This window comes from Micromonospora sp. AKA38 (assembly GCF_027925725.1).
Taxonomy (GTDB): domain Bacteria; phylum Actinomycetota; class Actinomycetes; order Mycobacteriales; family Micromonosporaceae; genus Micromonospora.
This window is the reverse complement of sequence record NZ_BNEI01000010.1, coordinates 113,977-139,649: the sequence shown is the minus strand read 5'-3', so window position 1 is coordinate 139,649 and position 25,673 is coordinate 113,977. Positions and strand designations below refer to the sequence as shown.

Below are 25,673 nucleotides of genomic sequence, written 5' to 3'. Positions count from 1 at the left end.
GTCACCAGGTGCCGTCATCGCGGACCCGGGGGGCGGCACGGCCGAGCAGCAGCGTGGTGAGAGCGGCATCGACGTCCGCGCCGAGGAACCACTCGCCGGCCTGATCGAGCGCGAAGACCCGGCCGTGCTCGTCGACCGCGACGATGCTCTCCTGACGTTCGCTGCCCAACGGGAAGAGGCGGACACCCAGGACCGCGCCGAAGTCCGCGAGGGTGTCGGCGGTGTGCGCGACCTTGCGCGGACGCACGTCGAAGCGGGAGATCCACACCGCTTCGCCAGGGCCTTGCCGTGCGCTCACCAGCCCTGGAAAGGCGGTGAGCGTCGCCAGGGCGACGGGGAAGGAAGCATGGCTGTGCTGGGCCCCACGGACCCCGGTGACCTTGCGGACCGAGGCGGCGGCCGACACCTCGTCCCCGAAGTGCGGCCGCCAGCCGGCGACCACAAGCGCGTCCGCCACTTCGGACGGGAACCGTTCAGAATCGGGAGGAGTCTGCGGATCTGGGCGCCACTCCTCGGCGTACGCCAGCTCCGGCCAGGGCAGCACGTCGAAATGCACCAGGAACCGGATGCACGACTCGCATCGCAGGTCTGCCTGACCGCCCGCCGGATCACCGGACTCGCGGATGCGGAAGAACTCGATGCGGCTCACCCTCAACCACTGCCGGGCCTCGTCGAGCGTCAGCGGCGGTAGCCCTTCGGCGGCGCGACGGTGGTCGTGCTCGTGCAACGCGTCGGAGACGACGATCATCTCCGCGTGCCGATCGCCGCCCCGCACCAGGTGACCGGCGGGCAGTTCGTCGAGATAGGACCGGACGAGTGGATGGTGGTGCAGCTCGACGTCGCCCTTCGCGCCCTGCGCGACGTGCAGCCGGCCGTCCAGGGTGAGGTGCGCCGCCGCGCCGGGCGTAGGCAGCCGGGTCAGCTCGCGGAGCAACTGCCCGGCCGGGTCGACCGTACGGGGGGCGCGCGGCGCGGCCGGCCGGCGTTGCCGGTACATCTGCTCGACCGCCGACGCCGGCACCCGGGGCCAGGTGGAGACCTCGCCGGTCTCCTTGTCGATGACCGTGGTCGGCAGGTCGCCGGGCAGGGCCCGAGCCTCGTTGGACACAGTGGACAACACCATGTAACCCAGGTCGAACTCCTCGACCACCGGCGTGCAGGGAAAGCCGAGGCGGTCGGAGTCGCGCCGGGCCCAGACGGAGGCGATCTGCTCGGCCTGCTGTCGCTCGATCACCACCTGAAATTACCGGACCCCACGGATTCCGTGGCACCCGGTATGGTCGGCCCTACCCACGGTGACGGAAGGGGGGCGGTGGTGGCCGAGAGTGCCGATCGGGATGCGAACCGTGCGTTGCGAGCGAGGTTCGACGAGGTGTACGGCCAGTACCAACGACTGCGGTCCGGCCTGGACGAACTCCAGACCAGGCTGGCCGAGTTGCGGGTGACCGAACGCTCCGACGACGACCAGGTCACCGTCGTGGTCGGGGCGCGCGGCGAGCTGATCACCGTCGAGGTGAGTCCCGCCGTGTTCCACGACCGGGATGCCCGGGCGCTGAGCCGGAAGATCACCGAGACCGTGCTGCGTGCCTCCGCCGCCGCGTCCGCCGCCACCCGCGATCTGGTCTCCGGCTATCTGCCGCCCGGCTCGTCCTCGGTCGAGTTCCTGCGTACCCATGACTTCGGCGCGCTGCTCGGCCGGGCCGACGCCATGGCGTCACGCGGCGAGTGACCATGGCCGGGGAAGGGATCTGGCTGGACGCTGGCCGTGCCCGGCGCGGGGGCGGCGACCTGGCCGCGACCGGCAAGGCCGTCACGGCGGCCCGGCGCGAGACCGGCGATCCGATCGCCGCGGCGAGTGGCCGACGACCGTGGGGGCGCGACGACATCGGCGCCGCGTTCGACAAGCACTACCAGGGCTACGCCGAGACGCTGCTGCGGGCGTGGGAACTGCTCGGACGCTCGCTCGAAGGGCTCGGGTCGGACGTGGTCCGCTCGGTCACCGCGACCGTGGAGACCGATCTGAGCAACGCCCGTGACCTCGGGAAGATCCCGCACCAACGGCACAACCCGCATCGGCCCTGGCGCTGACCACCGGAGGATCCGCGCGTGAGCATGCTGCCCAGCCCGATCCCGCACCCGCTCGACTACTGCCCCTGGGACGTGCCCGGCTGGATCTACGAGGCGCTCGACTGGGTGGTCGGCGTGGAATGGCCGGAGGGCAACGAGCGCGCCGTCTGGGACCTGGCCGACCAGTGGTACTCCGTCGCCGGCGTCCTGGCCGGCCCGCGCGACGAGGCGACCACCGCCGCCGGTGAGGTGAAGAGCGGATACGGCGGCGTCGGTCTGGTGGCGCACGCGTTCGACACGGCCTGGGACAAGGTGGCGGGAGGCGAGGACGCGCCGCTGCACGCCCTCGTGGCGGCCACCGACGAGCTGGGGCGGCTCGTCGACTCCTGCGGCTGCGACATCGAGGGCGCGAAGCTGGAAGCCTGGATCGAGCTGGGCATCCTGGTCGTCGAACTGCTGTCCCTCGCGGTGGTCACCGTGCTCACGCTCGGCGCGGCGTCACCGGCGGCCGGCGCCGCGATCACCGCCACCCGGATCGCCGTGCAACAGATCTTCAAGCGGCTGGTGGCCCAGTTGGCCCGCAAGGCGGTCAAGGAAGGCCTGAAGGAGGCCGGCGAACGGGCCGCGAAGGAGGCCGTCAAGAGCGGCGCCCGGGGCCTCGCCCGCAAGGCCGTGCTCGCCGGCCTGGCGGAGGCCGGGCAGGAGGCGGGCACCAACCTGGCCACCCAGGCGTACCAGAACTCCACCGGCCGCCGGAACGGCCTCGACCTGACCGACGTGGGCGCGTCGGGGCTCGGTGGCTTCGCCGGCGGCGCGGTCGCGCCGCTCGCCGGTCTGGGCCGGCATGCGAGCGGACGGTTCGCGCAGGTCGGGGAACGCTTCGGGCGCGAGATGGCCGGCGAGAGCCTCGCCGAGACCGCAGCCGGGCTGGCCACCGGTCAGGGCCCGTCACTGGAAGACCTGGCTCGCGCCGCGGCGTCCGGCGTCAGCGGTTCCGTCACCGGGCAGACCGAGACGGCGCTGCATCACCGACTCGACGGGAAGCTGGGCGGCCTCACGGCCCCGCCGGTCGGCCTGGACCTGCCGCCGGTCGGCCCGGAGGTGTCATCCGGGCCGGGTCCGACCGGTTTCGTTCCGGACCATCGGTCCGCCGGGCCGCCGTCCGCGCAGAGTGATGAGCCGGTCGTGCACTCCCGGCCGGTTGCCGGCCCGCCTTCTTCGACCCCGCTGGCCGATGCCGTGACGGCGGCTCCGCACCTCGACCCGGTGGGCGTGGCACACCCGACGCCGGAACTGTCCACCCCGACGCTGCCCGCCCTGGGAAACGTCGATTCCGCCGTCGTGACAACCACCTCGACCACCACTCCGATGCTGTCCTCGGTGGCCGTCGACACGCCGAACCCCGGCTCCGCTCTTCCGGGGGCCGCCGACGCTTGGCGCGGCGCGGGCCCGACGCCGGCGATGACCGACACCCATGCTCCGGCTCCCACCACACCCGTGCAGGCGGCGGCCCCGACGACACTTTCGCCCCCGCCCGTCGACCATCCGTACCCGGCGATGCCGCCGTCACCGGATCGGATCACCGCCGGCGGGTTTGACGGGCATCTCGCCGCGCCGCCAGCTCCGCCGCCCCATCCCCAGGTCGCGCCGAACCCGGGAGCACCCGGCGTCGGCCCCGATCCCCGGCCGGTGCCGAACCCCCGCTTCCCGCTGCTGGAGACGGTGGGGCCGACGAGTCCGCCGCCGAGCGTCCTCAATCCGTACGACCCTCCGTCTTCCCACCGCGAAACTCCGCAGGAGCGGGCCACGCGTCTGATGTCGGAGCGGGAGGCCCTCGATCGACGCCGCTACCAGAGTTACCTGCGATCCCAGCGCAACTGGTTCGAGGACCGCCGACGTCAGACCCGGGCGGACTGGCTCAATGAACGCGCCGATTACCACGAGGAACGGGCGAGTGACTGGGCGGCGCAAGCCCTGGAGCTGCGCCGGTCGGGGCGGACGCTCGCCGCCGAGCGTTGGCACCGGGAAGCGCATGAGGCCGACCTGGAGGCGTCGGAGTTGCGCGCGGAGGCGCAGCACGTACTCAAAGGGAAGTTGGTTCCGGAACGGGTGATGGTCGAGGACGACCTCGACTTCTACCGGATCAACGACGACGTGGCGGACCTGGCCCTCGGCGCGGTGGAGACGGCCGACCACTCCGCGCTCACCGGCCACGGTCACCCGCCGCCGGTCGACCGGTCCCGCCCCTACGGCCGGCGCGGAGGACTCCGGCCTCCGCTCGCGCTGCACCAGACCGACCTCGAACGGCAGATGCCCCGCAACCCGGACGGCGGCGTCATCCGGACCGCCGATCCCCGGCGCGGCGACTGGTTCCGGCTGGCCAACGACGGTGGCCCGGCCGCCGACGCCACCCGCGGCATCAACTGCCTCGACTGCACGCTGTCCCTCTTCGAGACCTGGGTGCACGGTCGGCCACGGGTCGCCGCGCCGCGTACCTTCGACGGTTATCTCGCGGGCGACGTGCAGCGACCGGTCGGCGGCGAGATCGACGGCCCGCTGCGGGTCGAGGAGACGACCGGCGGCCGGTTCCAGAACCTGTGCCGGCCCGACCGCGCCGGGGTGACCGGCGCGGCCCGGCGGAGGTTGGTCGAGCGCGGCTACCGCGACCTGCACGCGCAACTGGCGTCGGGCGGTCACGGCAGCTACGCCTTCCTCATCACCAGTTTCGAGGGCGGCGGCTCGCACGCCTGGGTGGCGCTCAACCAGAACGGCACGGTGCTCTACCTCGACCCGCAGAGCGGGATGGTGGCGGGGCAGCCGCTCTACCGACACAGCGGCGTCCCGTTCGAGGGGAACGTGGTGGGGGTGGACGCCCTGGTCCTCGGCCCGGACGGCCGGCCGATGCCGCTTACCGGCCGGCCGCCCGGCGACTTCAACGTGCTGCCCGAGCCACGGCACCGTCCGGTGCAGCCACGACCGCCCGACCCGCTGCCGCGCGACCACGGGGGTACGCCCGACTTCAACCGCGTCCACCTGCTCGGCGAGTCCACCACCTTGCACCGCCCGCCCGGCAACGCGCCGCATGCCGAGCCGACGCCTGACCGGATACGCGACACGCACCGTGCGGCTCACGCGGACCGTATCGCCGCCGGGCTCTACGTGCGCGACGCGCTGGTGGCCAGCGCCAGCCTGGCTGACGCCTTCGCCGCCGGGGTGACCCCGGTCGAGTTGGCGCAGCACGCCGACGGGTCGACGTTGCGACGGCTCGTGCCAGGGCTGGACGAGGCCGCGGCCGGTGACCTGAAACGGCTGTTCAACGACGCCCGCGCGCAGCGGATGCTGGACCAGAGCTGGGAGGCCCCGCCGCGGCGGGAGGAACTGCTCGCCGAGGCGTTGGTGCGACAGCTCGCGGAGCGTCCCGACCTGGTGCGGATGATCCTGGCGACGCCGGAACTCGCCAACTCGCTGACCGCCAGGCCGGTGACCCTGCACCATCTCGCCAGCCACCAACAGGCCATCGACGTCCTGCAGGACGTGCTGAACGAGATAGCCGAGCAGGGAGCCGACGCACTTGTGGCGGTTCCGACGCGGCACCTTGAACCGACACCGTTGACCGATGCTCAGATGGAGATCAGCAAGTCCTTCGCCGTCAATGGTCCGGAAGCCGTGCAGCCGGGCTTCGATCGCGATCGCCTCAGTGACACTCGTTACCGGAAGCGGTATCTCGACGAGTTGTTCGAGATGGCGGTTGTTGCGCAGTCCGACGTCGATGCCTTGGGACTCCGGCTCGCCGCGGCCTCCGGCGGTGCCGCCGAATATCATCCACGCAGCAAGCCCAAGAATCGTGGGAGGGCTGAGGACAAGATCGAGGGCTACGGCGGCGATGCGTCACAGCTGACTGACCTGGCAGGCGGCTATGTCTCCTATCGTAAGTTGGACGACCTCTACGACGCACTGGCAGCCCTCAAGAACGATGCGCAACTCGATCTCGTGGAGTTCGATGACCGCTTCAGATCACCGCAGAGCGGTGGATATCGGGACGTGCAGATGTTCGTGCGAGCGTCAAACGGTCATATCGCCGAGCTCCGACTGCAGTTGGCCGCGTTGGACGAGGTGGCGACCTGGGAACATTCCCTCTTCGAGGTGCGGCGCGACCTCAATGCCGTTGCCAAGGAGGAAGGACGTAGCGTGACCGCGATGGAGTCGGCCATCCGCAGGGGCATCATCGACCGTCAGCGTGCATTCTTCTGGGCCGCTCTGCAGACGGCGTTGCACGGAGGGCGTGAATGACAGACGGATCCGAGGGTGTAGAACTCCCCGCCTACTACGACCATTACAAGACGCCGGTGAAGCTGGTCTCTACGCCTGATGGAGGGATCACCGCATGGCGGCTGGACAGAGCGACAGGCGGCTGGCGATCGGCCAATGACGTGATCGACGACGTCCTCTCGGCCATCGGCGGCGAGATTTCTGCTCGGACGCCCGCCGAGTTCGTCCAGCGCACCGAGGCCGCACGCGGTCGCTACCTCAAGGGCGACGGGCCCGTCTTCGCGCTCTACGAGACGGTGCGGGCGATCGACGAGCAGGCCACCGCCGAGAGGCGCGCGTACACACCGGAGGAAGCGGCACTTGTCGCGGGCATCCGGCGGCGGACCTTCGTGATGTTCGAGGAGCAGCTCCAACGGGCCGGGGACCCCGGTGCCGACCCCACCATCGCGGCCTCCTGATGGTCCCGTGCCGGCCATGAGCACCGATGCCGGGGCCGGTCCACGCCGGTTCGGCTGGGAGGACATGTTCGTCGCGCCGGACGAGGATCCCCGCGTCGACGGTCCGGGTGCGGACGAGCGGAGCGTCCTGGCCGGCGAGTTGAGGTACCACCGTCGCAGGCTGGAGTTGACGTGCGCCGGGCTCGACGCGGAGCAACTCGCCCGGCGGTCGGTGCCACCGTCGACGCTGTCGTTGCTCGGGCTGCTCCGTCATGCCGCCGAGCGTGAGCGGCACTGGTTCCGCCGCGTCATGGCCGGGAAGGACGTGTCGCGGATCTGGCCGACCGGTGACGTGGACGAGCCCTTCACCGGCGCCGTCGCCGATCGGGCGCTGGTCGCGCAGGCGTGGACGGCGTGGCGCCGTGAGGTGACGTTCGCCGAGCGGTTCGTGGCGGAGGCGCCGAACCTGGAGATCAGGGGGCATCGGGGTGACCGGATGGTCTCGCTGCGGGAGCTGCTGGTGCACGCGATCGGGGAGTACGCCCGGCACAACGGGCACGCCGACCTGCTGCGCGAGCGGATCGACGGTCGGGTGGGCCGGTGACGCGCGCCGACCCTGAGCGCCCCGGGAACCAGGCCGGGCCGCCGACGGCGGGGATTCCGTACCGGCCGCCGGCCGACGTGGCGGAGGCGCTGCGCGTACAGGAGGAGTTGCGGTCGCGGGTCGACCTGGTCGGGCCCGGTCCGAGCGCGCCCGCGACGGTGGCCGGGCTGGACGTCGCGTACGCGGAGAGCGGTGACCGGCTCGCGGCGGCCGTCACGGTGCTGGACGCGGCCACCCTGGCCGTGGTGGACGAGGCGGTGTGCGTGGGGCGGCCGGCGTTCCCGTACGTGCCGGGGTTGTTCGCCTTCCGGGAGATGCCGGCGCTGCTCACCGCGTTGGAGCGGCTGACCGTCCGCCCGGAGCTGCTGGTGTGCGACGGGCACGGGGTGGCGCACCCGCGCCGGTTCGGGCTGGCCTGCCACCTGGGGCTGGTGACCGGGCTGCCGGCGGTCGGGGTGGGCAAGACGCCGCTCGTCGGTTCGTGGACCGGGCCGGGCCCACGGCGCGGCGACCGGGCCGACCTGTGGGACGGCGGGGAGGTGGTCGGGCGGGTGCTGCGGACCCGGGACGGGGTCCGGCCGGTCTTCGTCAGCGTCGGGCACCGGATCGGGTTGGACGGGGCGGTGGAGCGGGTACTGGCTCTGACGCCCCGGTACCGGCTGCCGGAGACCACCCGGACGGCCGACCGGCTCTGCCGTCGGGCCCTCGCGGCGGGTGGCGACCGGAGCTGACCGGGACGCGTAACGCTGCACACATGTGGGGCGCTCGATGAGCGGGTGCCCGGGTGGCCCGGTAGTAACCTGACCGGCGGATCTCGTCCGGGACGGAAACGGTGAGGTGGGGATGTCGGTGAGGCGGCACGCGGCGCGTTGGGCCACGGCCGGTGCGATGCTGGGTGGCCTGGTGGTCGCCGTGGCGTCCCCGGCGCTGGCCGACGGCGACCGGGTCGGGCTGCGCTCGGCGGGCAGCTTCACGGCCGGCGGCTCGGCGGGCGCGGTGACGGTCGAGGTGCGCAAGCGCACCGAGGGGTGTGTGTCGTTGCGTACCACGCTCGGGTTGCGGCTGGACGGTCTGCGGGCCGATCAGGTCCGGGTGCAGGTGGCGTCCGGTGGCCGCTGGGTGGGGGTGCCGGTCGGCGGTGGTGGTGGCGTGGTGACCACCTCCCAGGTGGCGTCGGTCGAGCGGCCGCTGTGCAAGGGCAAGGGCGCGGCGGTGCGCTACCGGGTGTCCTTCCTGTCCGGCGCCGTGGGCGGGCGGCTGGAGATCGCCGGCGAGGCGAGTGCCGCGAACGGCCAGGTGCTCGGCCGGGCCGGCCGGTCGGCCCGGCTGGTGGGCGCGGAGCCGACGCCGAGCCCGAGCCCGACGCCCTCCCGCAAGCCGTCGCCGACCCCCACGCCCAGCACGGTCGCCGTCACGCCGCCGGAGACGGCGGGCACGTCGGCGGTGGTCGCCGCCGTCGAGCCGGCCGCCGGTGCCGCGGCCGACGATTCGTCCTTCGGAGGTTCCATGATCATGTGGTTCGGCATCGGGCTGGTCCTGGTCGGCGTCGCGCTGATCGTCCTGCTGGTGCGCCGCAGCCGCGCGGACCGGACGGACGACGGCCCGGTGGTCGAGCATCCCCCGGTCCCGCTGCCCCGCAGCAGCACCACCTACCGTTCCGGGGCGCCCGGGCCGGCCCCGACGGTGTATGGCGGCGGCGCCACGCCACCGCGCCCGACCGGCAACGTGTACGGGACGCCGCCCGCCGGGTCCCCGCCAGCGGCCCCTACGGACGGGGACGCCACCAGCCTGTTGCCCCGCATGCCGGACTGAGCCGGCCCCGACGGCTCCCGGGTTTACCGTGACCATGGGTGGACCCGGCCGGCCGGGTGTCGAACGGGGCCGGGTGCCGGGGCCGGTTCGCCGTTAAGATCGCGTGCGCCGGACGGCACCGCCGACCGGTGAGACCACATACGTGGAAGGAGCCGCGCCGTGGCCCTGGACCCGCAGTTGCTCGAGATTCTCGCCTGCCCGGACACACACCACGCCCCGCTCGACTACGACCCGCAGGCGCAGACGTTGACCTGCACCGAGTGCGGTCGCGTCTTCGAGGTCCGGGACGACGTCCCGGTGCTGCTCCTGGACGAGGCGCGGGGCGGTCCGGCGGCTGACGACGCGCGGGGCGGGTCGTCGCGGTGATGGACGGTACGGCCGGGGTGAGCGGGCACCGGCACGCGGACGAGGCACTGCTGGACGATCCGGCGCAGCTCGGCGAGCGGGATCCGGGTGGGATGCTGCGGTTCACCGCCTCCGCCGGCGCCCAGGTACGCGAGTCGGCGGCGTTGGCCGCCGAGGCGAACCTGTCCGTGCTGGCCGACGACGGGCGACCCCGGGCGGTGGTCATCGCCGGCATCGGCACCGCCGGGCGTACCGGGGACGTGCTGGCCACGGTCGCCGGGCCGCGCTGCCCGGTGCCGGTGATCCCGCACCGCAGCGCCGGCGTGCCCGGCTGGGTGGGCGCGGCGGACGTGGTCATCGCGGTGAGCGCCTCCGGCCGTAGCCCGGAGGCGTTGGGCGCGGCCGAGGCGGCGCACCGGCGCGGCGCCCGGCTGGTCGCGGTCGGCGCTCCGGATTCGCAACTCCAGTCGGTGGCGGAGCGGGCCCGTGCGCCGTTCATCCCGGTGCCGCGGCGGGCCCCGGCCCGGGCCAGCCTGTGGGCGCTCACCGTGCCGGTCCTGCTCGCCGCCCGTACGCTCGGCCTCGTGAAGGTCAACGAGGCGGATCTGGCCGAGACCGCGGCCCGGCTGGACGCCGACGCCGACCGGTGCCGGCCGACCGCCGAGTCGTTCGTCAATCCGGCGAAGTCCCTCGCGTTGGGGCTGGCCGGGTCGATCCCGATCGTGTGGGGTTCGTCCCCGCTGGCCACCGTGGCCGCCCGCCGGTTCGGTGACACGCTGTCCGCGAACTCCCGCTACCCGGTGGTGAGCGGTGCGCTGGGCGAGGCCGGCCGGGGCCGGGTGGGGCTGCTCGACGGCGTCTTCGGCGGGCTGGCCGAGGGCGAGCGGGACATCTTCGCCGACCCCGACGACTCCGACCCGGACGGCATCCGGCTGCGGCTGGTGCTGCTGCGCGACGGCGGCCTCAACGCCGACGACGACACCGACGAGCCGCTGGCGGTGGAGGAGCGCCGCGCGGACGCGGTGCAGACGCTCGCCGAGCGGCGCGGGGTGCGCTGCGACGTGGTGACCGCCGAGGGTGGTTCCGCGCTGGAGCGGCTCGCGTCGCTGGTGGCGGTGCCGGACTTCGCCTCGATCTACCTCGCCCTGGCACACGGGCTGGACCCGATGGCGGTTCCGGCCATCACGGAAATGAAGGAGCTGGCAAACCAGTGAGCATGTGCGGCATCGAGCGAGGCGGGGCATGAGCGCAAACGGGGGCACCAAGGCGATCGTCGCCGCCCTGGCGGCGAACCTCGGCATCGCCGTCACCAAGTTCATCGCGTTCCTGCTGACCGGCTCGTCGTCGATGCTGGCGGAGTCGATCCACTCGGTGGCCGACTCCGGCAACCAGGGCCTGCTGCTGATCGGCGGCCGGCGGGCCAAGCGGGAGGCCACGCCGCAGCATCCGTTCGGCTACGGCCGGGAGCGCTACATCTACGCGTTCATCGTGGCGATCGTGCTGTTCAGCCTCGGTGGCCTGTTCGCGCTCTACGAGGCGTACCACAAGGCGGCCGACCCGCACCCGATCACGGAGTGGCAGTGGGTGCCGGTGGTGGTGCTGCTCGCGGCGATCGTGATGGAGGGCTTCTCGTTCCGCACCGCGATCAAGGAGTCGAACCTGATCCGGGGCAAGCAGACCTGGGTCCGGTTCATCCGCCGGGCCAAGGCCCCGGAGCTGCCGGTGGTGCTGCTGGAGGACTTCGGCGCCCTGGTGGGTCTGGTCTTCGCGCTGTTCGGGGTCGGCATGACGCTGGCCACCGGCAACGGCATGTGGGACGCGGCCGGCACCGCGATGATCGGCGTGCTGCTGGTGATCATCGCGATCACGCTGGCGATCGAGACCAAGAGCCTGCTGCTCGGTGAGGGTGCCGAGCGCAGCGAGCTGGCCAAGATCGAGCAAGCCGTCACCGGCGGTCCGGAGGTCGAGCGGATCATCCACATGAAGACGCTCTACCTCGGCCCGGAGGAGCTGCTGGTGGCCGCGAAGATCGCGGTGCCGGCCTGCGAGAGCGCGGAGGAGTTGGCCCGGGGCATCAACGCGGTCGAGGCGCGGATCCGCCGCGAGGTGCCGATCGCCCGGGTGATCTACCTGGAGCCGGACATCTGGAGCGCGGCGGCGCAGCGGGCGGGCACCGGCCAGGCCGCCGACACCGCCGTGCCGGAGGCGGAGACGGAGACGGACGACGTGACCGCGCCGGAGGCGGCAAAGGCCGACGAGGTGGCCGGGCGGCCCGGGAGCTGACCGATGGAGTTGATGCAGGGCCGGATCCGGGACTACGCCTGGGGCTCGCGCACCGCGATCGCGCAGTTGCAGGGCCGGGCGGTGCCGAGCGACGGGCCGGAGGCCGAGCTGTGGCTGGGCGCCCACCCGGGAGCCCCGGCCACCGTCGACCGGGACGGCGGCCCGGTGAGTCTCACCGAGCTGTTGCTGGCCGAGCCGGGGCACTGGCTGGGTGAGCGCCTGGTCGGCCGGTTCGGCACCCGGCTGCCGTTCCTGCTGAAGGTGCTGGCCGCCGACGCGCCGCTGAGCCTCCAGGCGCATCCGGATGCCGAGCAGGCCCGCACCGGGCACGCGGCGGACACCGGGCGGGTCAACTACGTCGACCCGTACCACAAGCCGGAGCTGTTGGTGGCGCTCTCCGAGTTCGACGCGCTCTGCGGCTTCCGGGACCCGGCCGAGTCGGCGGCGGTGCTCGCCGGGTTCGGCGTACCCGCGTTGGCACCGGTGGTGGCCGCGTTGCGTGGCGGTCCGGCGGGGCTGCGGGAGGCCGTACGCGCGCTGTTGAGCTGGCCGGAGTCGGAGCGCGCCGGGCTGGTGGCGGCCGTGCTGGTGGCGGCGACCGCCGGGCCGGCGTCCCCGGACGCGGCGCTGGTCCGCACGCTCGCGGCCGGTTATCCGACCGACCCGGGTGTGGTGGTGGCGCTGCTGCTGAACCGGGTGCGGCTGGCGCCGGGCGAGGGCATCTGGATGCCGGCCGGCAACCTGCACGCCTACCTGCGCGGCACCGGCGTGGAGATCATGGCGGCGAGCGACAACGTGCTGCGCGGCGGGTTGACCTCGAAACGGATCGACGTGGACGAGTTGCTGCGGGTGCTCCGGTTCGAGGTGCTGGCCGATCCGGTGCTGCGGCCGGAGCCGGTGGCGCCCGGCGTGTCGACCTGGCCGGTGCCGGTGGAGGATTTCGCGTTGCACCGGGTGGTGGTGGGCGCCGCTTCGCCCGAGGTGCGGTTCACGTTGCCCGGCCCGCGGGTGGTGCTCTGCGGGGCCGGCAAGCTGACCGTGGACGACGGGGTGGGTGTGGTGACGTTGGCGGCGGGCCGGTCCGCGGTCGGCACCGCCGCCGGTGGCCCGCTGGTGCTCACCGGGGACGGCGAGGCGTTCGTGGCCACCTGCGGCCTGTCCTGAGCCCCGCGGCGCCGATTTCCCGGAACCGCTTGACGGGCCGGTCGCTCAGTGTGAGTCTTTGTGTACGCAGCGTTGTCGCGACGAACGTCCGGGAACGCGCGGGGATCCAAACCGGGGGGATGCACGGGGGTGGCCGGGCCGTGGGCGGAAAAGTCGTCCACGACCGTCCGCCCCCGTGCGCTGTTCGTCGCTCCTGCGCCAACCGGAGCCGGGTGAGCGGGCCCACGCGCGTAAGGTGGAAGGCTGCGCAGCCCTTCGTTCGACAGGAGCTTCCATGACCAGCACGCTTCCGGCGGCCCCCAGCGGCGCGCCGTCCGGCGCCCGGCCGAGCACCCTCGCCGAGGGCGACTACAAGGTGGCGGATCTGTCGCTCGCCGAGTTCGGGCGCAAGGAGATCCGGCTCGCCGAGCACGAGATGCCCGGCCTGATGGCGATCCGGCGCGAGTTCGCCGACGCCCAGCCGCTCGCCGGCGCCCGGATCACCGGGTCGCTGCACATGACCGTGCAGACCGCCGTCCTGATCGAGACCCTGGTCGCGCTCGGCGCGCAGGTCCGCTGGGCGTCCTGCAACATCTTCTCCACCCAGGACCACGCCGCCGCGGCCATCGTGGTCGGCGCCGAGGGCACCCCGGAGGCCCCGGCCGGCGTCCCCGTCTACGCCTGGAAGGGCGAGACGCTGGAGGAGTACTGGTGGTGCACCGAGCAGGTGCTCGCCTGGCCCGACGGGCAGGGCCCGAACATGATCCTCGACGACGGCGGCGACGCCACGCTGCTCGTGCACAAGGGCGCCGAGTTCGAGAAGGCCGGCGTCGTGCCGCCGGTCGAGTCCGCCGACTCCGAGGAGTACGCGGTCATCCTCCAGGTGCTGCACCGCTCGCTCGGCGAGGACAACCAGCGCTGGACCCGGATCGCCGCCGGCATCAAGGGCGTCACCGAGGAGACCACCACCGGCGTGCACCGGCTCTACGAGATGCACCGTGCCGGCACGCTGCTCTTCCCGGCCATCAACGTCAACGACTCGGTGACCAAGAGCAAGTTCGACAACAAGTACGGCTGCCGCCACTCGCTCATCGACGGCATCAACCGGGCCACCGACGTGCTGATCGGCGGCAAGATGGCCGTCGTGATGGGCTACGGCGACGTGGGCAAGGGCTGCGCCGAGTCGCTGCGTGGCCAGGGCGCCCGGGTCGTGGTGACCGAGGTCGACCCGATCTGCGCGCTCCAGGCCGCGATGGACGGTTACCAGGTCGCCACGCTTGACGACGTGGTCGAGCAGGCCGACATCTTCATCACCGCGACCGGCTGCTTCGACGTGATCACCAACGAGCACATGGCCCGGATGAAGCACCAGGCCATCGTGGGCAACATCGGCCACTTCGACAACGAGATCGACATGGCCGGCCTGGCCAAGCGCGGCGACGTGACCCGGGAGAACATCAAGCCGCAGGTCGACGTGTGGCGGTTCGACGACGGCCACGCCATCATCGTGCTCTCCGAGGGCCGCCTGCTGAACCTGGGCAACGCCACCGGGCACCCGAGCTTCGTGATGTCGAACTCGTTCGCCAACCAGACCATCGCCCAGATCGAGCTGTTCACCAAGACCGACGAGTACCCGATCGGCGTCTACGTGCTGCCCAAGCACCTGGACGAGAAGGTCGCCCGGCTGCACCTGGACGCGCTCGGCGCCAAGCTGACCACGCTGACCAAGGAGCAGGCCTCCTACCTGGGCGTCTCCCAGGAGGGTCCGTTCAAGTCGGAGCACTACCGCTACTGATCCCGCACCCGGGAGGGACCGGGGTCGGCCGCCGCGCGGCCGTCCCGGTCCCTTTTCGCGTCCGCGGGGACGAACGGGTCCTCCGGCCCTGTGCGATCCGGCCGGCCCGGGACGAGGCTGGGACGACGGTCGCGGCCGGCGGGGTGACGTTGCCGTGAACAACTTGACGCCGTGCCGGAACAGGAGCAAGGTATGGCTGCCCTAAGTTAACTGAGGCATGCCTGACCGACTACGGAGTTACGGATGTTCGCCACGTACCTGATCGGCCTGCGGGAGGGCCTGGAAGCGACCCTGGTGGTCAGCATCCTGGTCGCCTTCCTGGTGAAGTCGCAGCGGCGTGACCGGCTGCCCCAGGTCTGGGCCGGCGTCGGCCTGGCCGTGGTGCTCTCCGTCGTCTTCGGCTCGCTGATCCAGTACACCTCGACCTCGCTGCTGCGGACCTCCGAGTCGCGCGAGCTCTTCGAGGCGGTGACCTCGGTCGCCGCCGTCGTGTTCGTGACCTGGATGATCTTCTGGATGCGCCGGGCCGCCCGGTCCATCGCGGGCGAGCTGCGCGGCAAGCTCACCGAGGCGCTCGCCGTCGGGTCGCTGGCGGTCGCCGGCATGGCCTTCCTCGCGGTGGTCCGGGAGGGCCTGGAGACCGCGCTGATCTTCTACGCCGCGGCCGAGAGCGTGGCCGGCGGCACCGGCGCGGGCTCGCTGCTCGCCCTGGTCGGCGGCATCGCCACCGCCGTGGTGATCGGCTTCCTGCTCTACCGCAGCGCCCTGAAGATCAACCTGAGCCGCTTCTTCACCTGGACCGGCGCGCTGCTGATCCTGGTCGCCGCCGGCATCCTCAAGTACGGCGTGCACGACTTCCAGGAGGCCGGCGTGCTGCCCGGCCTGAACAACCAGGCCTTCGACATCTCCGCCACGCTCGACCCGAACGCCTGGTACGGCGCGCTGCTCGCCGGCATGTTCAACATCACCGCCGCGCCGACCGTGCTGGAACTGATCGCCTGGGTCGCGTACGCGGTGCCGGTGCTGGTGCTCTTCCTGCGCAAGCCGGCCGCGTCGGCCAAGCCTCCCGCCGCGCCGGCCGCCGACGCGCCGACCGCGGCCCCCGCCGCCGACGCGCCGACCGTGGCCTCGGCCGGGAACGCGCCGGCCGAGTCCACCGCGACCACCCCCGAGCCCGCGCCGGCCGCTGTCGACGCCGCCGCCGTCCCGTCCCCGCGCGCCTGACCGCCCGTTTCCGAGGAGATCCCGCACCGATGCGTACCACTCGATTCGTCGCGCCCGCCGCCGCCGGGTTGCTCGCCGTCGCCGGACTGGCCGGTTGCGGCGGTGCTGACGACGCCGGCGCGACCGCCGGCGGGCCGATCGCCGTCAAGGCGACGGACAGCGCCTGCGAGGTCGACAGCACCGAGATCGACGCCGGCCAGGTGACGTTCAAGGTGACCAACAACGGCTCCAAGGTCAACGAGTTCTACGTGTACGCCGCCGGTGACCGGGTGATGGGCGAGGTGGAGAACATCGCCCCCGGGCTGAGCCGGGAGCTGCGCGTCGAGCTGCCCGCCGGGACGTACGAGACCGCCTGCAAGCCGGGGATGAGCGGCCGGGGCATCCGGGGCGCGCTGAAGGTCAGCGGCACCGCCGCGAGCGTCGCGCCGGACGCCGCGCTCACCGAGGCCACCGCCAGCTACCAGCGCTACGTGCGCAGCCAGACCGCCGCGCTGCTGACCAGGACCGAGGAGTTCGTGGCCGCGGTCAAGGGCAACGACGTGGCCAAGGCCAAGGCGCTCTACCCGGTGGCCCGCACCTACTGGGAGCGGATCGAGCCGGTCGCGGAGAGCTTCGGCGACCTCGACCCGAAGATCGACGGTCGCGAGGAGGTGGTCGAGGAGGGCATGGAGTTCACCGGCTTCCACCGGATCGAGAAGGACCTCTGGACCACCGGCGACATCAGCAAGGACGGCCCGATCGCCGACCAGCTCCTGGTCGACGTCAAGGCGATCGTGGCCAAGGCCGACGCCGAGAAGCTCACCCCGCTCCAGCTCGCCAACGGTGCCAAGGCGCTGCTCGACGAGGTCGCCAGCGGCAAGATCACCGGCGAGGAGGAGCGGTACTCGCACACCGACCTCTGGGACTTCAACGCCAACCTGGAGGGCTCGAAGGCCGCCGTCGGCGCGCTGCGCCCGGCCCTGGAACAGCGCGCGCCCGACCTGGTCAAGCAGCTCGACGCCGAGTTCGCCAACGTGGAGGCCGCGCTCGGCAAGCACCGCGCCGGGGACGGCTGGAAGCTGCACACCCAGCTCAGCAAGACCGAGCTGAAGGAGCTGTCGGACAGCATCAACGCGCTGGCCGAGCCGGTCAGCAAGATCGCGGCGGCCGTCGCGCGATGAGCACCCCGGCCGGCGGTGACGCGACGAGCGAGCCGAACAGCAAGCAGCCCGGTCGCGGGATCTCCCGCCGGCGGGCGATGACGCTGGCCGGTGTCGGTGCGGCCGGCGTCGGCGCGGTGGCGGCCGGCGCGGGCGCGTTGATCGCCGGTGGCGGCCAGGCGTCGGCCACCGAGACGGCCGCCGGGGCGGTGCCGTTCCTCGGCGAGCACCAGGCGGGCATCACCACCGCGGCCCAGGACCGGCTGCACTTCGTCGCGTTCGACGTGGTCACCAAGGACCGGGACCGGCTGGTCGCGATGCTCCAGGAGTGGACCGCCGCCGCGGCCCGGATGACCGCCGGCAAGGACGCCGGGCTGATCGGTGCGGTCGGTGGCGTGCCGGAAGCCCCGCCGGACGACACCGGCGAGGCGCTCGGGCTGCCCCCGTCGCAGCTCACCGTCACGGTCGGGTTCGGCCCGTCGCTGTTCCGCGACGCCCAGGGCCGGGACCGGTTCGGCATCGCCGACCGCCGCCCCGCCGCGTTGGCCGACCTCCCGCACTTCGCCGGCGACGCGCTCAAGCCGGAGCTGTCCGGCGGCGACATCTGCGTCCAGGCCTGCGCCAACGATCCGCAGGTGGCGGTGCACGCCATCCGTAACCTGGCCCGGATCGGCATGGGCGTGGTCAGCGTCCGCTGGTCGCAGCTCGGGTTCGGGCGTACCTCGTCGACGTCGCGGGACCAGGCCACGCCACGCAACCTGTTCGGCTTCAAGGACGGCACCGCCAACCTCAAGGCCGAGGACGCAGACCTGCTCCGCGAGCAGCTCTGGGTGCAGCCCGGCGACGGCCCGGACTGGATGGCCGGCGGCTCCTACCTGGTCACCCGCAAGATCCGGATGCTGATCGAGACCTGGGACCGCAGCCCGCTGGCCGAGCAGGAGATGATCACCGGCCGGACCAAGGGCAGCGGTGCCCCGCTCGGCCGGCGCGACGAGTTCGACGAGCCGGACTTCGCCGCCAAGGGCGACGACGGCGAGCCGGTCATCGCGCCGACCGCGCACGTGCGGCTCGCCCACCCGGACCAGAACGGCGGCGCCCGCCTGCTGCGTCGCGGCTACAACTTCGTGGACGGCTCGGACGGGCTGGGCCGGCTCGACGCCGGGCTGTTCTTCATCGCCTACCAGCGGGACCCACGAAAGCAGTTCGTGCCGATCCAGACGCGGCTGGCCCGCAACGACGCGATGAACGAGTACCTCCGCCACGTCTCCAGCGGCCTGTTCGCCTGCCCGCCGGGCGTCCGCGACGCCGCCGACTGGTGGGGCCGGGCACTGTTCTCCTGAGCCGGCCCGGTCTCCTGAGCCGGCCCGCCGCGCTCAACGGCGTACCGGATCGGGCCCGGCGGGTTCCGGCGCGGCCCGCCGCAGCGGAACGCCGGGCGACGCGGCCGGGGTCGGGGCCAGCTCCGGCCAGAGCGCGCCGCTGACCGTGCGGGCCCGGCCCAGCCGGTACCCGGCCCGTCGCCTGCGCTCGGCCAGCACGGCGGCCAGGTACGCCCACTCCGGCGCGGTCCACGGCGGCGGCGGTGACGTCACCGCGGCCACCTCCGCCCACAGCTCCCGGCCCAGCCGCACCCGGTCCGCGGCGGCGAGCTGGGGAAGCCGGTCCACGTACTGCCGGACGGCCAGGGCCAGCCCGTCGTCCACCCGGGTCAGGTCCAGCGTGCCCGCCCAGGCGAGCAACGGCGGCACGGCCGGCGGCAACGGCCGCCACACCGACGCGCCCCGGGTGTGCACCACGAGCGTGCCGGCCACCAGGTCGCCCAACCGTCGGCCGCGCGGGTCGGTGAGCATCACCGTAACGGTCGCCGCCCAGCTCAGCAGCGGCAGCACCAGGCCGGGCCACTCCACCGCGACGCCCACCAGCGCCCGGGCCAGCGACTGCCCGACCCCGACCGGCCCGCCGTCGGCCCGTACCACCCGCAGTCCCACCGCCAGCTTGCCCACCGTCCGGCCGCCGGCGAACCGCTCCATCACCACCGGGTAGCCGACCAGCACCAGCACCAGCAGCACGACCTGGAGACCGCCGGCCAGCGCGGCGTCCATCAGGTCCGGCGGCATCGCGAGCACCAGCATGGACAGCGCCGCACCGAGCACCAGCGCCAGGCCGAGCTGGACGATCAGGTCGATCAGCAGCGCGAGCACGCGGGAACCCAGCCGGGCGGCCCGGACGTCCAGCTCCACCGCCTCGCCGCTGACCAGACCGGCGTCGGCCCACCGGGAGGGCGGGGGAGGTTGCGCGCGCACCCCGACAGTGAACACCATGAACGAGTGGATCTCGACGCGTACGTGGCGGAGCACGGTGTGCAGTGGCGGCGGCTGGAGCAGTTGACCGGCCGGCGTCGGCTGGACGCGGCCGAGGTCGACGAGCTGGTCTCGCTCTACCAGCGCACCGCCACCCACCTGTCCGTGCTGCGCAGCCGCGCCCCCGAGCCGGCGCTCCTCGGTCACCTGTCCCACCTGGTCCTGGCCGCCCGCGCCCGGATCATCGGCCGGCCCCGGCCGTCCTGGGCGGCGGTACGCCGGTTCCTGCTGGCCGACCTGCCGGCCGCCCTCTACCGGGCCTGGCCCTGGTGGTGCGGCGTCGCCACCGGCTTCAGCGCGTTGAGCGTCTTCCTCATCTGGTTCGTCGCCGGCCATCCGGACACCGCCGCCGCGTTCATCGGCGCCGAGTCGGCCCGGCAGCTCGTCGACTCCGGCTTCGCCGGCTACTACACCGAGTTCGCCGCGCCGACGTTCGCGTTCCACCTGTGGACGCACAACGCCTGGTTGGCGGCCCAGTGCCTGGCCGCCGGCGTGCTGGTGGTGCCGGTGTTCTGGCTGCTGTGGCAGAACGCGCTGAACATCGGCGTGGTGGGCGGCGTGATGGTCTCCTACGACCGGGCGGACGTCTTCTTCGGCCTGATCACGCCGCACGGCCTGCTGGAGCTGACCGGCATCTACGTCGCCGCCGGGGTCGGGCTGCGCACCGCCTGGGCGTGGATCGCCCCGCCCGCGCACCTCGGGCGCGGCCGGGCGGTCGCCGAGGCGGGGCGGTCGGCCATGGTGGTCGCGGTCGGCCTGGTCGGGCTGTTCGCCGTCTCCGCGCTGCTGGAGGCGTTCGTCACCCCGGCGCCGGTGCCGACAGCCGTGCGGGTCGCGGCCGGCGCCACCGTCTGGGCGGCCTTCCTGGCGTACGCGCTCATCCTGGGCCGCCGCGCCGCCGCGTCCGCCCCGCGCCCCCTCCGCCCCTGACCGCGGATTCACGGAAACAGTGGCTGTGGAGCCCCCGAGAGCCACTGTTTCCGTGAATCAGGGCGGAGGAGCCCGGGGGTGGGGGTCAGAGCTGGCCGAGGGACTTCAGGTGTAGGTAGGTGTCGGCCACGGTGGAGGCCAGTCGGTCGGCGGGGACGTCCACCACTGTCACGCCGTGGCGGGACAGCGCGGCCCGCACCCGGTCCCGCTCGGCCAGCGCCCGCCACGCCGACGCGGCCGCGTACGGGTCGTCCGGGCCGACCGGGGTGGCGGTGGCGAGCCCGGCCAGCACCGGATCGTGGGTGGCCGCCAGCACCACCCGGTGCCGGGCGGCCAGCCGCGGCAGCACCGGCAGCAGCCCCTCCCCGAGCGCGCCCGCGTCCAGCGCGGTGAAGAGCACCAGCAGGCTGCGCTGCCGCTCCCGGCGCAGCAGCTCACCGGCGACCAGCTCGAAGTCCGTCTCGACAAGCGCCGGCTGGAGCGGCGCCATCGCCTCGACCAACCGGGTGAGCAGCGCCGGCCGGTTGCCGCCGGTCACCCGGGCCCGGACGGCGGTGTCCACGGCGAGCAGGTCCACCCGGTCACCGGCGCGGGCGGCCAGCGCGGTGAGCAGCAGCGCCGCGTCGATCGCGGTGTCCAGCCGGGGTTCGTCGCCGAGCCGGACCGCCGAGGTGCGGCCGGTGTCCAGCACGCAGACGAGCCGCCGGTCCCGCTCCGGTCGCCAGGTGCGCACCAGCACGTCGGCGCGGCGCGCGCTGGCCCGCCAGTCGATCGACCGGACGTCGTCGCCGACGGCGTACTCGCGCAGGGTGTCGAACTCGGTGCCGTGGCCGCGTCCCCGGGTCACCTGGACGCCGTCGATGACCCGCAGCCGGGCCAGCTTCTCCGGCAGGTGCCGGCGCGAGTCGAAGCGGGGCAGCACGCGCAGCGTCCACGGTGGCGTGCCGGGCCGTTCGGCGCGCTGCCGGAAGCCCAGACGCATCGGCCCCAGCGAGCGGACGGTCAACGCCACCGCCGGCCGGTCGCCGCGCCGGGTCGGGGTGAGGCGGACCGGCAGCGTGGCCGTGCCGCCGGGCGGGACCGTGAGCGTCTCCCGCGGCGACCGCCCGGGACGCGCCCCGGCGGACGGCACCCACGCGTCGCGGACCTGGGCGTGCAGCGTCCGGTCGGTGGGGTTGGCCAGGTGCAGGGTGACCGTGGCGGTGCCGCCGAGCCGGACGGTCCGGTCGCCGGCGCGGGTGGCGGTGAGGGCGTGCGGCGGGGCGGCGAGCGCCCGGTCCAGGGCGACCAGCAGCAGCACCGTCGCGGTCAGCACGGCGACGCCGAGGAACGGCGCCGGCCAGGCCGGCAGCGTTCCGGCGCCGGCCGCGAGCAGCAGGCCCGCCCGCCAGGTCATCGCGGCGTCGGCACGGTGGCCAGCACCGAGTCGAGCACGGCGTCGGCGGTCACGCCCTCCAGCTCCACCTCGGGTCGCGGCCGGAGCCGGTGCCGCAGCGTCGGTCGGGCCACCGCCTTCACGTCGTCCGGCGTGACGTGGTCGCGGCCGGCCAGCCAGGCCCACGCCTTGGCGGTGGCGAGCAGCGCGGTCGCGCCCCGGGGCGAGGCGCCCAGCTCCAGCGCGGGCGCGGCCCGGGTGGCGCGGCAGAGGTCCACGACGTAGCCGAGCACCGGCTCGGCCACGTGCACGGCGTGCGCCTGCGCGCGGGCGGCGGCCAGGTCGGCCGCGCCGGCCACCGGGCGTACGCCGGCGGCGCGCAGGTCGCGTGGGTCGAACCCGGCGTGGTGCGCGCGGAGCACACCCAGTTCCTCGTCCCGCCCCGGCAGCGGCACGGTCAGCTTGAGCAGGAAGCGGTCGAGCTGCGCCTCGGGCAGCGGGTAGGTGCCCTCGTACTCGACCGGGTTCTGGGTGGCCGCGACGATGAACGGCTCGGGCAGCGGGCGGCGCTCGCCCTCGACGGTGACCTGCCGTTCCTCCATCACCTCCAGCAGCGCGGACTGCGTCTTCGGCGGGGTGCGGTTGATCTCGTCGGCGAGGAGCAGGTTGGTGAAGACCGGCCCCTCGCGGAACGTGAACGCGGCGGTGTGCGGGTCGAAGATCAGCGAACCGGTGACGTCGCCGGGCATCAGGTCGGGGGTGAACTGCACCCGTTTGGCGTCCAGGTCGAGCGCGGCGGCGAGCGTGCGCACCAGCAGCGTCTTGGCCACCCCCGGGACGCCCTCCAGCAGCACGTGCCCCCGGCAGAGCAGCGCGATGACCAGTCCGGTGACCACCGCGTCCTGGCCGACCACGGCCTTGGCCACCTCGGCGCGCAGCCGGTGCAGGGCGGCGCGGGCGTCGGACGGGGCGGTGGGCGACGCGGCGGCGATGACGGGTCCGGTCACCGGGGTTCTCCTTCGCTCGGGGGCGGGGCCAGGGTACGGGTCAGCGTGTCCAGCGCCCGGGCCAGCTCCAGCAGCTCCCGGTCGTCGTCCGGGGCGGGGCCGTGCAGCAGCCCGGCCACCCGCTCCGGGTCGTCGCCGGTCGCCGCCGCGACCCGGGCCGCCACCTCGTCGTCCGGGGTGTCGGGCGGCAGGTTGAGCCGGGGCAGGACGCGGTCCCGGGCGGCGGCGCGCAGCGTCGCGGCGACGGTGTCCCGGGCACCGGCCCGCCGGTAGAGGCGGGCCCGGCCGCGGACGGTCTCGGCGGCGCGGACGGTCACCGGCAGCGGCTCCGTCACCGGTGGCCCGAGCCGGCGGGCCCGCCAGAGCACCACCAGCAGCCCGGCCAGCGCGAGCTGCGCCAGGATCGCCCAGAACCAGGCCGGGAACGCGGACCACAGCGGGTTGTCGGCGCGCCGCGGTGGGTCCGCCCGGTCGGGGCGCTCGGCGGTGCGGCGGGGCGTCGGCGGAGCCTCGGTCTCGGTGGTCCGCGACGCGCCGGTCCCGGTCGGGGCCGGAGCCGGGGCGGGCAGGTCCAGCCAGACCAGCGGACGACCGGTGGCGCCGAGCAGGCCGGTGGCGAGGTCCCGGTTGCCCCACTCGTCGATCCGGTCGTTGCGGAACGGGTCGCTGGCGCCCACCAGCACCACCTCGGTGCCGGCCGGGATCCGGAGCAGCGCGCCGCCGTAGCAGCGGTCGGCGCGCTCCGGCCCGGCGTACCGCTGGTGGTCGACCGCGGCGGTGCCGGCGCGGACCGCCTCGGGCAGCCGGCACTCCACGCCCCCGGCGTCCGGCGGCAGCGCCCGGGTGGCCCACCGGCGACCGGCCGGCTCGACCGACGTGCCCAGCTCGGCCAGCACCCGGCGGGACGGCTCGACAAGCACCAGCCGGCTGCCGGGCGGCAGCGCGGTCAGCCCGGTGAGCGTGTCCGGGTGCACCAGGTCGGGTGCGGGCACGAAGAGCGTGCTCGGCGCCGCACGGGCGGCCCGCAGCGCCCCGGCGGTGTCGGTCTCCCGGCGCAGCGGCACGCCCTGCGCGCGTAGCTCCTCGGCGAGCCGGCTGCCGCCGTCGTCGTCGCCGGCGACGGGGGAGAGGAAGCCGCGCTCGTCCGGGTCGGGCTGGTCCACCGCGTGCAGCACCACGGTGGCCCCGATCAGCAGCGCGGCCAGCCCGAGCGGGACGACGGTGCGGTGCCACCGGCGGCGGGACGCCGGCGGGGCCGCGGGCCGGGCCGGGGCGGGGGCGACGGTCACCACGCGTCCTCCTCGCCGGTCAGTTCGCGGCGCAGTTCGGCGGCGAGCGCGCGCATCCGTTGGTCGTGGCCGGCGGTGGCGGGACGCTGGGCGTACCAGAGGTCCGAGAAGATCATGCCGGCGGCGTGCAGGGTGGGCCGTACCGCCGGGCGGGTCCGGGCCGCCGCCTCGGTCAGCTCGGTGACGGTGAGCCCGGCCCGTGGCTCCACCACCTGCCGGGTGACCAGGAGCCGGACCATGTCCCGGAGCCGTTCCCGCACCGCCTCGGCGTAGCGGCCCTCGGCGGCCAGCCGGTCGGCCGTCGCCGGGCCGCCGACGGGTGCCGGCGGCGCGGCCCGGGGCGCGGGGACGCGCACCGGCGGGTCGGGCCGCCGCCGGCGGGCGGGACGGCGCAGGCGCATCCGCGGTCGTCGGAGCCGGGGCAGTCGGAGCCGGGGCAGTCGCAGCCGGGGCAGTCGCAGCCGGGGCAGTCGCAGCCGGGGCAGCCTGATCCGGGGCAGCCGGCGGGGCACCCAGGCCGGGAAGGAGTGCCAGGCCAGCGCCGTCAGCAGCGCGGCGGCCAGCAGGAGCAGCGCGACCAGCGGCAGCGGCACCACGTCGCCCAGCGCGGCGACCGTCTCGGTCCACCAGCGGCTCACCGCTCGACCGCCAGCAGCACCGGCTCCGGGACGCCGGCCGGCGCCCGGGAGAGTCGGATGTCCAGCCCTTCGGTGCGCATCCTGGTCTCCAGGTGCAGCACCGCGTCCAGGCAGGCCAGCGCCGGGTACGCGAGCGCGTTCACCGCCGCCTGCGCGACGACGGCGACCGGCAGCGCCCAGGCCGACACGTCGAACAGGTCGAGCAGCCCGAGACCATAGGGGACGCCCAGCCCGATGCCGACCCGGACCAGCCACCAGCCCAGGTAGCCGAGCAGCCGGACGGCGGCGGCCCGCCCGCCCACCCGGCCGGCCAGCCGGATCGCCCGTCCCGGTGCCCGGTGCGTCGGCACCCCGTCCAGCACGAGCACCGGCACCACGAGGCCGAGCAGCCCGTACGCGACGAACCAGGCGGGCCCGGCCAGCCCGGCGACGCCGACGGCGAGCCCGACCGCGCCCGCGGCCAGCAGGGTCGCGCCCGGACGGGCCTCGTGGAGCAGCTCCGACGGTGCGCGGCGGCGGCCGAGCAGCGCCGCCGCGCCGCCCCGCGCGGCCGGGTTGCCCAGCAGCGCGATGATCGCCGCCTCGGTGCCGGCGCCGGCCGCGAGCAGCAGCCAGTACCAGCCGAACGACTCACCGCCGGTGGGCCACCAGCCGGGCGGGTGCGCGCCGGCCAGCAGCCGTACCGGGTACAGCACGGCCTGCTCGGCGAGGGCCAGCGCGACGGCGAGCGGCAGCAGCACCCGGGCCTGGTCGCGCAGCAGCAGCACGGCGGCGTCGAGCAGCTCACCGACGGTCAGCGGACGGCGCGGGAGCACCGCGGTCGGGCCGACGTCGGACACGCGTACTCCTGGGCGGGCAGGGCAGCAGAGGTGGCGGGCGGCGGGGCACCCGGGGGATCATGGTTGCACGGCGGGTCCGCATCCGGTGGACCCGTCCGTCGCGGCGCGCCACGCTGG

The 25,673-nt window shown here is 74.2% G+C and carries 23 protein-coding genes; 16 read left to right on the top strand and 7 right to left on the bottom strand.

All coding sequences use genetic code 11. The features are described 5' to 3' along the window. Position 1: 1 nt before the first annotated feature. A complete protein-coding gene (locus tag TPA0908_RS31085) occupies positions 2–1,237 on the bottom strand; it encodes an SUKH-3 domain-containing protein (protein WP_374709283.1) in 1,236 nt (411 codons plus the stop codon). 135 nt (positions 1,238–1,372) lie between these two features. Between TPA0908_RS31085 and TPA0908_RS31080 the strand changes: the two genes are divergently transcribed. From TPA0908_RS31080 to efeB, 15 genes are all read left to right on the top strand, one after another. Beyond that, the gene (locus TPA0908_RS31080; protein ID WP_374709282.1) at positions 1,373–1,729 is read left to right on the top strand and encodes a YbaB/EbfC family nucleoid-associated protein; all 357 of its coding nucleotides are present in this window, start codon (positions 1,373–1,375) and stop codon (positions 1,727–1,729) included. 2 nt (positions 1,730–1,731) lie between these two features. After that, positions 1,732–2,088, top strand: coding sequence for a hypothetical protein (locus tag TPA0908_RS31075; protein ID WP_281944018.1), 357 nt, complete (start codon positions 1,732–1,734; stop codon positions 2,086–2,088). A 24-nt stretch (positions 2,089–2,112) separates the two neighbouring features. Next, positions 2,113–6,357, top strand: coding sequence for a toxin glutamine deamidase domain-containing protein (locus TPA0908_RS31070; RefSeq protein WP_458575203.1), 4,245 nt, complete (start codon positions 2,113–2,115; stop codon positions 6,355–6,357). Next, on the top strand, positions 6,354–6,794 hold the full coding sequence (locus TPA0908_RS31065; RefSeq protein ID WP_281944014.1) for a hypothetical protein: 441 nt from the start codon (positions 6,354–6,356) through the stop codon (positions 6,792–6,794). Before TPA0908_RS31070 ends, TPA0908_RS31065 begins: the two co-directional genes overlap by 4 nt. Positions 6,795–6,810: 16 nt before the next feature. Continuing rightward, complete coding sequence (locus TPA0908_RS31060) at positions 6,811–7,377, top strand: DinB family protein (RefSeq protein WP_281944013.1); 567 nt, start codon at positions 6,811–6,813, stop codon at positions 7,375–7,377. Between the two features lie 53 nt (positions 7,378–7,430). After that, complete coding sequence (nfi, locus tag TPA0908_RS31055) at positions 7,431–8,108, top strand: deoxyribonuclease V (protein WP_374709286.1); 678 nt, start codon at positions 7,431–7,433, stop codon at positions 8,106–8,108. 112 nt (positions 8,109–8,220) lie between these two features. Further along, positions 8,221–9,189, top strand: coding sequence for a hypothetical protein (locus TPA0908_RS31050; RefSeq protein ID WP_281944012.1), 969 nt, complete (start codon positions 8,221–8,223; stop codon positions 9,187–9,189). A gap of 159 nt (positions 9,190–9,348) precedes the next feature. Next, positions 9,349–9,555: a Trm112 family protein gene (locus tag TPA0908_RS31045; protein ID WP_107157732.1), complete on the top strand. Its 207-nt coding sequence runs from the start codon at positions 9,349–9,351 to the stop codon at positions 9,553–9,555. After that, positions 9,552–10,748, top strand: a complete 1,197-nt coding sequence (locus TPA0908_RS31040) for an SIS domain-containing protein (RefSeq protein WP_107157731.1) — start codon at positions 9,552–9,554, stop codon at positions 10,746–10,748. The genes TPA0908_RS31045 and TPA0908_RS31040 overlap by 4 nt, the downstream gene beginning before the upstream one ends. A 28-nt stretch (positions 10,749–10,776) precedes the next feature. Then, positions 10,777–11,817, top strand: a complete 1,041-nt coding sequence (locus TPA0908_RS31035; RefSeq protein ID WP_281944008.1) for a cation diffusion facilitator family transporter — start codon at positions 10,777–10,779, stop codon at positions 11,815–11,817. 3 nt (positions 11,818–11,820) lie between these two features. Next, complete coding sequence (manA, locus tag TPA0908_RS31030) at positions 11,821–12,981, top strand: mannose-6-phosphate isomerase, class I (RefSeq protein WP_281944006.1); 1,161 nt, start codon at positions 11,821–11,823, stop codon at positions 12,979–12,981. Positions 12,982–13,255: 274 nt separating this feature from the next. After that, on the top strand, positions 13,256–14,755 hold the full coding sequence (ahcY, locus tag TPA0908_RS31025; RefSeq protein ID WP_281944004.1) for an adenosylhomocysteinase: 1,500 nt from the start codon (positions 13,256–13,258) through the stop codon (positions 14,753–14,755). A gap of 243 nt (positions 14,756–14,998) precedes the next feature. Beyond that, positions 14,999–15,979 (top strand): iron uptake transporter permease EfeU, encoded by a 981-nt coding sequence (efeU, locus tag TPA0908_RS31020; RefSeq protein WP_281944002.1) that lies wholly within the window; start codon positions 14,999–15,001, stop codon positions 15,977–15,979. A gap of 29 nt (positions 15,980–16,008) precedes the next feature. Then, on the top strand, positions 16,009–17,139 hold the full coding sequence (gene efeO / locus TPA0908_RS31015; RefSeq protein WP_281944000.1) for an iron uptake system protein EfeO: 1,131 nt from the start codon (positions 16,009–16,011) through the stop codon (positions 17,137–17,139). Beyond that, positions 17,136–18,458, top strand: a complete 1,323-nt coding sequence (gene efeB / locus TPA0908_RS31010; protein WP_281943998.1) for an iron uptake transporter deferrochelatase/peroxidase subunit — start codon at positions 17,136–17,138, stop codon at positions 18,456–18,458. The genes efeO and efeB overlap by 4 nt, the downstream gene beginning before the upstream one ends. A gap of 33 nt (positions 18,459–18,491) precedes the next feature. On the opposite strand, the gene TPA0908_RS31005 is transcribed toward efeB, so the two are convergent. Then, positions 18,492–19,475, bottom strand: a complete 984-nt coding sequence (locus TPA0908_RS31005) for an RDD family protein (RefSeq protein ID WP_281943996.1) — start codon at positions 19,473–19,475, stop codon at positions 18,492–18,494. Here TPA0908_RS31005 and TPA0908_RS31000 point away from each other — a divergent pair. Beyond that, positions 19,446–20,408 (top strand): stage II sporulation protein M, encoded by a 963-nt coding sequence (locus tag TPA0908_RS31000; RefSeq protein ID WP_281943994.1) that lies wholly within the window; start codon positions 19,446–19,448, stop codon positions 20,406–20,408. The two genes, TPA0908_RS31005 and TPA0908_RS31000, sit on opposite strands and share 30 nt — an antisense overlap. A gap of 85 nt (positions 20,409–20,493) precedes the next feature. Here TPA0908_RS31000 and TPA0908_RS30995 read toward each other — a convergent pair whose 3' ends face one another. From TPA0908_RS30995 to TPA0908_RS30975, 5 genes are read right to left on the bottom strand one after another with little or no spacing between them, the layout of a single operon-like run. After that, positions 20,494–21,804 carry a DUF58 domain-containing protein gene (locus TPA0908_RS30995; RefSeq protein ID WP_281943992.1) on the bottom strand — a complete coding sequence of 437 codons (1,311 nt, stop codon included), beginning with the start codon at positions 21,802–21,804 and terminating at the stop codon, positions 20,494–20,496. Next, the gene (locus TPA0908_RS30990) at positions 21,801–22,775 is read right to left on the bottom strand and encodes an AAA family ATPase (protein WP_458575202.1); all 975 of its coding nucleotides are present in this window, start codon (positions 22,773–22,775) and stop codon (positions 21,801–21,803) included. Before TPA0908_RS30990 ends, TPA0908_RS30995 begins: the two co-directional genes overlap by 4 nt. Before the next feature lie 11 nt (positions 22,776–22,786). After that, entirely contained in the window at positions 22,787–24,079 is a 1,293-nt protein-coding gene (locus TPA0908_RS30985; protein ID WP_281943988.1) for a DUF4350 domain-containing protein, read from the bottom strand. Continuing rightward, positions 24,076–24,717, bottom strand: a complete 642-nt coding sequence (locus TPA0908_RS30980; protein WP_281943986.1) for a DUF4129 domain-containing protein — start codon at positions 24,715–24,717, stop codon at positions 24,076–24,078. Before TPA0908_RS30980 ends, TPA0908_RS30985 begins: the two co-directional genes overlap by 4 nt. Then, on the bottom strand, positions 24,714–25,556 hold the full coding sequence (locus tag TPA0908_RS30975) for a hypothetical protein (RefSeq protein ID WP_281943984.1): 843 nt from the start codon (positions 25,554–25,556) through the stop codon (positions 24,714–24,716). The genes TPA0908_RS30980 and TPA0908_RS30975 overlap by 4 nt, the downstream gene beginning before the upstream one ends. Positions 25,557–25,673 lie beyond the last annotated feature (117 nt).